General features: G+C 56.9%; 15 protein-coding genes and 1 pseudogene. All 16 read right to left on the bottom strand.

The window, feature by feature from the left end:
- Window positions 1-206, bottom strand: a pseudogene (locus ABYO54_RS12395) (30S ribosomal protein S5); the annotation flags it as partial.
- Between the two features lie 10 nt (window positions 207-216).
- Window positions 217-552, bottom strand: a complete 336-nt coding sequence (gene rplR / locus ABYO54_RS12390) for a 50S ribosomal protein L18 (protein WP_372808567.1) — start codon at window positions 550-552, stop codon at window positions 217-219.
- Window positions 552-1,088 (bottom strand): 50S ribosomal protein L6, encoded by a 537-nt coding sequence (rplF, locus tag ABYO54_RS12385; RefSeq protein WP_372808566.1) that lies wholly within the window; start codon window positions 1,086-1,088, stop codon window positions 552-554. The genes rplR and rplF overlap by 1 nt, the downstream gene beginning before the upstream one ends.
- A gap of 18 nt (window positions 1,089-1,106) precedes the next feature.
- Entirely contained in the window at window positions 1,107-1,505 is a 399-nt protein-coding gene (gene rpsH / locus ABYO54_RS12380) for a 30S ribosomal protein S8 (protein WP_372808565.1), read from the bottom strand.
- Between the two features lie 10 nt (window positions 1,506-1,515).
- Entirely contained in the window at window positions 1,516-2,064 is a 549-nt protein-coding gene (rplE, locus tag ABYO54_RS12375) for a 50S ribosomal protein L5 (RefSeq protein WP_372808564.1), read from the bottom strand.
- A gap of 44 nt (window positions 2,065-2,108) precedes the next feature.
- Window positions 2,109-2,342, bottom strand: a complete 234-nt coding sequence (gene rplX / locus ABYO54_RS12370; RefSeq protein ID WP_372808563.1) for a 50S ribosomal protein L24 — start codon at window positions 2,340-2,342, stop codon at window positions 2,109-2,111.
- A gap of 13 nt (window positions 2,343-2,355) precedes the next feature.
- Window positions 2,356-2,721 (bottom strand): 50S ribosomal protein L14, encoded by a 366-nt coding sequence (gene rplN, locus ABYO54_RS12365; protein ID WP_372808562.1) that lies wholly within the window; start codon window positions 2,719-2,721, stop codon window positions 2,356-2,358.
- Window positions 2,722-2,731: 10 nt separating this feature from the next.
- Window positions 2,732-2,995, bottom strand: coding sequence for a 30S ribosomal protein S17 (gene rpsQ / locus ABYO54_RS12360; protein ID WP_372808561.1), 264 nt, complete (start codon window positions 2,993-2,995; stop codon window positions 2,732-2,734).
- A 5-nt stretch (window positions 2,996-3,000) separates the two neighbouring features.
- Window positions 3,001-3,195 carry a 50S ribosomal protein L29 gene (rpmC, locus tag ABYO54_RS12355; RefSeq protein ID WP_372808560.1) on the bottom strand — a complete coding sequence of 65 codons (195 nt, stop codon included), beginning with the start codon at window positions 3,193-3,195 and terminating at the stop codon, window positions 3,001-3,003.
- 15 nt (window positions 3,196-3,210) lie between these two features.
- The gene (rplP, locus tag ABYO54_RS12350; RefSeq protein ID WP_372808559.1) at window positions 3,211-3,630 is read right to left on the bottom strand and encodes a 50S ribosomal protein L16; all 420 of its coding nucleotides are present in this window, start codon (window positions 3,628-3,630) and stop codon (window positions 3,211-3,213) included.
- Window positions 3,631-3,640: 10 nt separating this feature from the next.
- Window positions 3,641-4,273, bottom strand: coding sequence for a 30S ribosomal protein S3 (gene rpsC / locus ABYO54_RS12345; protein ID WP_372808558.1), 633 nt, complete (start codon window positions 4,271-4,273; stop codon window positions 3,641-3,643).
- Between the two features lie 10 nt (window positions 4,274-4,283).
- Window positions 4,284-4,622, bottom strand: coding sequence for a 50S ribosomal protein L22 (gene rplV, locus ABYO54_RS12340; protein WP_372808557.1), 339 nt, complete (start codon window positions 4,620-4,622; stop codon window positions 4,284-4,286).
- Between the two features lie 95 nt (window positions 4,623-4,717).
- Window positions 4,718-4,987: a 30S ribosomal protein S19 gene (rpsS, locus tag ABYO54_RS12335; protein ID WP_372808556.1), complete on the bottom strand. Its 270-nt coding sequence runs from the start codon at window positions 4,985-4,987 to the stop codon at window positions 4,718-4,720.
- Window positions 4,987-5,814 (bottom strand): 50S ribosomal protein L2, encoded by an 828-nt coding sequence (gene rplB / locus ABYO54_RS12330; RefSeq protein ID WP_372808555.1) that lies wholly within the window; start codon window positions 5,812-5,814, stop codon window positions 4,987-4,989. The genes rpsS and rplB overlap by 1 nt, the downstream gene beginning before the upstream one ends.
- A gap of 12 nt (window positions 5,815-5,826) precedes the next feature.
- Entirely contained in the window at window positions 5,827-6,111 is a 285-nt protein-coding gene (gene rplW / locus ABYO54_RS12325; protein ID WP_372808554.1) for a 50S ribosomal protein L23, read from the bottom strand.
- Window positions 6,112-6,123: 12 nt separating this feature from the next.
- On the bottom strand, window positions 6,124-6,654 hold a 531-nt coding region (gene rplD / locus ABYO54_RS12320; protein ID WP_372808553.1), incomplete at its 5' end, for a 50S ribosomal protein L4.

Raw genomic sequence — 6,654 nt, 5'->3', positions numbered from 1 at the left:
CCCTTGCGGTCGCCGACGACCACGAGCGCGCCGAAGCTGAAGCGACGGCCGCCCTTGACAACCTTCGAGTTACGGCTGATGTGGACTACGCGTTCTTCGAATTCCGGCTTTTCGCGGACTTCATTCCTGTCGTCGCGTTTGCGGCCACGACCGCGGCCACCGCCATCCCGGCGTCCATTTTTACGTTCTGTACGTTCTTCTGCCATTGGGATACTCCTAGAATTTAAGTCCAGCTTCGCGGGCACTGTCGGCCAGCGTTCTGAGATTGCTTCCGAATGCGAATCCGCCGCGATCAAAGACAACGGTTTCGATACCCTTGCCCTTGGCCGCTTCCGCCGCCTTGGCACCGAGGGCCTTGGCGGCCTCGGCGTTCTTGCCATCGCAGGAAACCCCGCAGATGGTCAGGCGTGCATCGTCGTCGATGAACTGGATTTCCATGCGCTTGTTGGAGCGGAAGAAAGCCATGCGCGGACGCGCGGCGGTTCCGGAAATCTTGTTGCGCACACGCAAGTGGCGCCGGAGTCTCATGTTTTTTTTGCTCATAGTAGCCATTATGCAACCGCCTTACCTTCCTTGCGGCGAACCTGCTCGTCCGAGTAGCGTACGCCCTTGCCCTTGTACGGTTCAGCCGGCGAGTAGTCGCGGATACGTGCGGCCACTTGGCCAACCAGCTGCTTGTCGATGCCTTCGACGGAGACCTTGGTGCTGTCCTTGACGTCCACCTTAATTCCGTCCGGAATCGAATAGTTGATGTCGTGGGAGAACCCGAGCGAAAGGACAATTTCCTGCCCCTTCATTACGGCCTTGTAGCCGACCCCTTCGATGATGAGATCTTTCTTGTAGCCCTGGCTGACGCCGACGACCATGTTGTTGACGAGGCTGCGGACGGTGCCGAACATTGCCTTGCCGAACTTCGATTCGTCGGTGCGCGAAACCATGACGGCGTTGTCTTCAACGGAGAGTGCAACACAGCGCGGAGCCGTGTAGGTGCATTCGCCCTTGGCGCCCTTGACGGTGATGGTCTGGCCGTTGACTTCGGCGGTGACGCCGCCGGGAATCAAAACCGGTTGTTTACCTATTCTTGACATATCTAAACCCGATCCTTTCTACCAAACGTAGCAGAGGACTTCGCCCCCGACCTTCTTTTCACGCGCTTCAACGTCGGTCATGACCCCCGAAGAAGTGCTCAGAATCGCCAATCCGATGCCGCCGAGAACGCGCGGAATTTCTTCGGAATTGACGTATTTGCGGCAGCTCGGCTTGCTGATGCGGCGAAGCCCCTGGATGACCGGCTCGCGGTCCATCGTGTATTTGAGGAAAATGTTGAGGACGGATTTGCCGTCGTCGTTTTCCATGGTGTAGTCCTTGATGAAGCCTTCGGCCTTCAAGATGCGGGCGAGTTCGCTCTTCATCTTGGAGTGCGGCATTGCGACTACGGTTTTTTCGGCCATGTTGCCGTTGCGGATGCGGGTCAACATGTCGGCGATGGGATCTGTAAGTACCATTTCTAAACTCCTATTCGTTGCCCGTTTTAAACGGCATGCCCATGAGGGTCAGCAGCTCTTTGGCTTCGCCGTCCTCGGTGGCGGATGTCACGATCGTGATATCCATACCGTGCGTCTTCTTCACCTTGTCGGGGTCGATTTCGGGGAACACGGTCTGCTCCTGCAGACCCATCGAGTAGTTGCCCTGCCCGTCGAAGGAGTTGCCGGGGATGCCGCGGAAGTCGCGGATACGCGGAAGCGTAACATTGACCAGGCGATCCATGAATTCGTACATCCGATCGCCACGCAACGTTACCCGTGCGCCGATCGGCATTCCTTCACGCAATTTGAAGTTCGATACTGATTTCTTGGCCTTGGTGATAACGGCCTTCTGTCCGGTGATCTTGCCGAGGTCTTCGGCCAGCGCGGTCAGCGTGTCGCGGTCATAATTAACCGAGACACAGAGGTTCAGTACGATCTTCTTGATTGCGGGAACCTGCATTTTGCTGCTGTAGCCCTGGCTCTCCATGAGCTTGGGGGCAATAGCTTCTTTATATTTGGTTTTCAGTGTTGGGGTCATTGTGCCCTTCCTCCAAAATTACGGTTCCAATGCTTGGAACGATGTTATTTGTCAACCTTCACATTGGAGATTGCGATCGGCGCCTCGCGCTCGACGACTCCACCCTGTGGGTTGCCTTCGCTCTTCTGCATGTGCTTCTTCACAAAGTTGACTCCTTCAACTAAGATGCGTCCGTTTTCCGGGAACATCTGGAGCACTTTGCCCGACTTGCCTTTGTCATCTCCGGCGATCACGGTAACCGTGCTGCCTTTTTTGATAGTGGCTTTACTCATTTCCATATCCTCCCTGCGCCTACAGTACTTCGGGAGCGAGCGATACGACCTTCATGAAGTCGTTGTCGCGAAGCTCACGGGCCACCGGCCCGAAAATACGGGTACCGCGCGGGTTTTTTTTGTCGTCGACAATCACTGCCGCGTTGCTATCGAAACGAAGGCACGAGCCATCGGAACGACGAATGGTGTTCTTGGTGCGGACGACCACTGCCAGGCAGACGTCGCCCTTCTTGACCACACCGTTGGGCTGCGCTTCTTTGACGGCACAGCGGATCACGTCGCCTACGCCGGCGACCTTGCTCTTGGTGCCGAGGACGCGGATGCACATTACGGAACGTGCGCCGGAGTTGTCGGCAACCTTCAAACGTGTTTGCTCTTGAATCATTGTTCGACCCCTATCTCGCAGCTTCCGAAACAATCTCCACCAGGCGCCAGCGCTTCAGCTTGCTCAGCGGGCGGGTTTCCATGACGCGGACCACATCGCCGATGCCGGCTTTGTTTTCTTCGTCGTGCACATGCACCTTCTTGGAAACGCGGATTTCTTTGCCGTACAGCGGATGGCGTACGCGACGTTCGATCAAAACAACAATCGACTTGTCGCCGCTTTTGCTGGCAACACGGCCCTCACGGGTCTTGCGGTTATGTCTGTTATCTTCCATGACCGTTACCCCTCGACTTTCTTCTGGTTCTGGATGGTTCTGATGCGGGCGACCGTGCGACGCAGTTCTTTCATGCGCGCCGGGTTTTCCAGCTGACCGGAGACCTGCTGGAGCTTCAGATTGAACTGCTCCTTCTTGATCTCAGCGAGCTGCTGGTCCAGCTCTTCCATCGTCATTTCATTGATTTCTTTAACCTTCATGGCTCACCCTATCCTTTAGTCATGAGCGTGGCGCTGTACGAACCGAACCCGCAGCGGCAGCTTGGTGGCTGCAAGGCGCAGACACTCTTTGGCCAGCGTTTCCGGAACGCCATCCAGTTCGAACAACATGGTGCCGGGCTTGACGACGGCAACCCACTGGTCGACGCCCCCTTTACCTTTACCCATACGAACTTCCAACGGCTTCTTTGTGATTGGCTTGTCGGGGAAAATGCGGATCCACAGCTTCCCTTTACGTTTCATGGCACGGTTTGCAGCCACACGGCACGCTTCGATCTGGACCGCAGTGATCCATCCACGTTCGAGGGACTGGAGGCCGTACTCTCCGTAGGCCAGCTGGTTGCCCTTCTGGGCGAGACCGCCGCGGGAACCGCGCTGAACCTTCCTGTATTTAACTCTTTTCGGCATTAAAGGCATGGTTCAACTCCTAGGCTTTCGTTTCGGATTCCCTGCAGATCCACACCTTGATGCCGATGATGCCGGCCATCGTGTTGGCCTCGGCCACACCATAGTCGATATCGGCACGCAGCGTGTGCAGCGGAATCTTGCCTTCTTTATAGTTTTCCGAACGTGCGATTTCCGCCCCGTTCAAACGGCCGGCAACCAGGATCTTGATGCCGAGGGCACCGTTCTCCATGGCCATCTGCAACGCCCGCTTCATGGCGCGGCGATGCGAGACGCGACGTTCGAGCTGCATCGCCACATTGGCGGCGACGAGCGTGGCGTCGAGGTCCGGCTTTTTCACTTCGGCAATCTCGATATAGACTTCCTTTTTGGTCATCTTCGCGAGAACTGCGCGCAGTTTGTCGAGGTCCTCGCCCTTGCGGCCGATGACCAAGCCCGGACGGGCCGACTTGATGGTGACGCGGATGCGGTTGGCATAGCGCTCGATATAGATATCCGACACAGCGGCGTCTTTCAGACGCTCGGAAACGAGTGCGCGGATGTCGACGTCTTCCTTGAGCATGGCGCCGAAGTCACGCTTTTCCGCATACCAGCGCGAACGCCAGTCCTTGGTCAGCGCGAGCCTCATTCCAATAGGATTTACTTTTTGACCCACAATAGACTCCTTACGCTTTTTTGTCGGTTAGAATAACGGTTACGTGGCTGGTCTTCTTCTGGATCGGACTAGCCATGCCACGGGCACGCGGACGGAACCGTTTCATCATCGGTCCACCATCCACGATGGCGTTTTTCACAAACAGGCTGTCGACCGACAACCCCTCGTTGTTTTCGGCATTTGCAATCGCCGATTTGAGGGTCTTGCCGATATGAACGGCAGCCTTGCGAGCATTGAACTCGGTGACACGCAGTGCGTCGGCGACCGACAGTCCCTTGATCTCGTTGGCGAGGTCGCGGGCCTTGGTGGGCGACATGCGTACATATTTAGTTGTAGCTGAAACTTCCATGTGTTTTCACTCTTTGCGTTGCACGGAATAAAGGGCGGACAGTCTATGGATTTGTTAGGCGAAATCCAGCGATTTCGCCCACAAAATCACACAGGCTATTTTTCCGTCGCCATACCGTGGGTTCTGAAAGCGCGGGTAGGCGAGAACTCGCCCAGTTTGTGCCCGACCATATTCTCCGTAACAAACACCGGAACGAAAACCTTGCCGTTGTGAACATTGAAGGTGTGACCGACAAATTCCGGAACGATCATCGAATTGCGCGCCCAGGTTTTGATCGGGGCCTTGCGTCCGGTTTCGCCCATCTTGCGGATCTTCTTGACCAGCTTGAGATCCACATAGGGACCTTTTTTCAGTGAACGACCCATTATTTCTTCCTCCGTTCAACAATATACTTGTTGGTCTGCTTGTGCTTATCGCGGGTGCGTTTGCCCTTCGCGAGCAAGCCCCACGGCGACTTCGGATGTCCACCGCCCGAGGTACGGCCTTCGCCGCCGCCCATGGGATGGTCAACCGGGTTCATGGCAACACCGCGAACGGTCGGGCGGATGCCCAGCCAGCGCTTGCGCCCGGCCTTGCCCATAACGATGTTGTTGTGCTCCACGTTGCCCACGCGGCCGATGGTGGCCAGGCAGTTGGCGCGGATCATCCGGATTTCGCCGGACGGCATCTTCACGTTGACCCAGTCTTCCTGACGGGACATCAGCTGTGCCGAGGTGCCGGCGGAACGCACCAGCTGTCCGCCGCGACCGGCGATCAGCTCGATGTTGTGCACCGCCATGCCGACCGGGATGATCCCCAGCGGCAATGCGTTGCCCACCGAAGGTTCGGCATCGGGACCGGACATGACCATGGCGCCGACTTCCAATTTCGCCGGAGCCACGATGTAGCGCTTCTCGCCGTCGGCATAATGCAACAGGGCGATGCGTGCGGAACGGTTGGGATCGTACTCGATCGAGGCAACTTTGGCGGGAACGCCGAACTTGTCGCGCTTGAAGTCGATCTCGCGGTAGCGGCGCTTATGGCCGCCCCCACGGTGGCGGACCGTAATGCGGCCCGCGCTGTTACGGCCGGCCTTGCTTTTCTTCGCCTTGACCAGCGAGCGCTCGGGAGTGCTCTTGGTGATTTCGGCGAAATCCGACAACACCATGTGCCGGCGGCTCGGTGTATACGGTTTATGAGATTTCAATGGCATTGCAATAACTCCTTAGATCAGGTTAATGCGGTCTTCTGCATGCAATGTAACCACGGCGCGCTTCCACGCTGCGGTCGTTCCGAAATGAGCGGTTCTCTGGCGCTTCTTCTTGCCTTTTCGGCACATCGTATTGACGGCCATAACACGGACGTTGAAGAGCTCTTCGACTGCTCGTTTGATTTCCACCTTGTTGGCGTCCTTGGCAACCTTGAACAGATACTTGTTCTGCAGCTCGGAGAGCATGGTTCCCTTTTCGGTCAACAAAACTTTCTTAATGATATCGGCTGAATTTTTCATCTATCGATCTCCTTATCCGAGGCGCTTTTCGAGCGCTTCCATGCCTGCCTTCGTGATGATCACGTTCTTGTAGCGCAGGATTTGGTAGGTGTTCACCAACTGGGCCGTGGCCACTTCGACGCGCTGGATGTTGCGCGAGGCCAACAGCAGGTTATCGCTGGTTTGATCGACGACGATGAGCGCGCCACGGTCGAGGCCGAGGTTCATCAGCACGGCGGCGAATTCCTTGGTCTTCGGGGTGGCGACGTCCAGCTGATCGATGACGGTGACTTCGCCCTGGTCGACCTTCGCGCTGAACGCACGCTGGAATGCCAGGCGAGCCGCCTTCTTGGTGAGCGACTTGTTGTAGGAGCGCGGCTGCGGACCATGCGCAACATGGCCCCCACGCCAAACGTTGGATTGCTTGTAACCGGCGCGGGCGCGGCCGAGGCCCTTTTGCTTCCAAGGCTTTTTGCCGCTGCCGTTGACTTCCCACTTGCGAAGCGTGGAAGCCGTGCCGAGACGCTGGTTCGCGTTGTAAGCAACAATCGCTTCGTGAACCGT

The organism is Pontiella sp. (genome assembly GCF_041622395.1).
GTDB lineage: Bacteria > Verrucomicrobiota > Kiritimatiellia > Kiritimatiellales > Pontiellaceae > Pontiella.
This window is presented reverse-complemented; position numbering and strand designations above follow the sequence as displayed.